Origin of the sequence: Streptomyces spiroverticillatus (genome assembly GCA_014650415.1) — a bacterium.
GTDB lineage: Bacteria > Actinomycetota > Actinomycetes > Streptomycetales > Streptomycetaceae > Streptomyces > Streptomyces spiroverticillatus.
This window is the reverse complement of record BMUX01000071.1, coordinates 1-1073: the sequence shown is the minus strand read 5'-3', so window position 1 is coordinate 1073 and position 1073 is coordinate 1. Positions and strand designations below refer to the sequence as shown.

The following is a 1073-nucleotide window of genomic DNA, read 5'->3' as shown; positions in this document are numbered from 1 at the left end:
CGATTTCCCGGCCTGGTCGGCGGTGTTCTACTACTTCACTCTGTGGCGCCAGGACGGTCTTGACCAGCGGATCCAGGAGATCCTGCGTTGCCAGGTGCGGGAGCGGTCCAGACGATTAGAGGACCCGTCCCTGGTGATCATCGACACCCAGTCCGTCCGCGTGGCGGCCGGGGTGCCGAAGGAGACGACGGGGCTGGACGTGAACAAGAAGACGCCCGGCAGGAAGCGGGGACTCGCCGTCGATGTGCTGGGCCTGATCATCGGCGTGGTGATCCTCGCCGCGAGCGCGCACGACAACGAGGCCGGCATCGCCCTGCTGGACCAGGCCGCCGAACGGTGCGGGATGCGCCTGGAGAAGGTCCTGGTCGACCAGGGTTTCAAGGACGCCGTGATCATCCACGGGGCGGTGAAAGACATCACCGTCGAGGTGGTCCGCCGCAACCTCGACGACAAGGGACGGGGCTTCGTTCCGCAACCGAAACGGTGGGTGGTCGAGCAGGTCAACGGCACCCTCATGCTGCAGCGGCGCCTGGCCCGCGACTACGACCACCGGCCCGACAACGCGGCCTCCCGCGTCTACTGGGCCTCCACCGTCGGCATGCTCCGCCGCCTCACCACCCCTGCCCCCACCTGGCGGGACGACATGGAGCTGGCAGCGTGAACGTCCACGAACTCCTGCGGCTGCTGCAGACCGAACACGATGACACCGCCGCACGAGCCGACCACCTGCGCGAGCAGATCGAGCGGCTCACCACCGCCCTCGCCGAGGCCGATGCCCGCCTGGCCGAGCTCGCCGCCACCCGCAAGGTCATCGACGGCCTCACCCCTCCCGACCATGCAACGGCCCCCGCGGAGACCGCTACCGCGACCGTCTACCAGCGCATCGTGACCACGTTCAACGAGCACCCCGGGCAGGTGTTCCGCGTCCGCGATCTGCACGAGCACCTCGGCCTGCCCACCGACGAGCCCTCGATCAACGTCACCCGCTCCCGCCTGGGACGACTCGTCCGCCAAGGACTCCTCGAACAACCCGGACGCGGCCGTTATCAGAAACGGACTTAACGCCCTCTCAG

General features: G+C 68.3%; 2 protein-coding genes. Both read left to right on the top strand.

The annotated features are described in order from the left end of the window. The coding region (locus IE269_RS42725) for a transposase (protein WP_189828768.1) at positions 1 to 661 on the top strand (661 nt) is incomplete at its 5' end. After that, positions 658 to 1062: a type IV toxin-antitoxin system AbiEi family antitoxin domain-containing protein gene (locus IE269_RS42720; RefSeq protein ID WP_189828767.1), complete on the top strand. Its 405-nt coding sequence runs from the start codon at positions 658 to 660 to the stop codon at positions 1060 to 1062. The genes IE269_RS42725 and IE269_RS42720, both read left to right, overlap by 4 nt. The last annotated feature ends 11 nt before the right edge of the window (positions 1063 to 1073 follow it).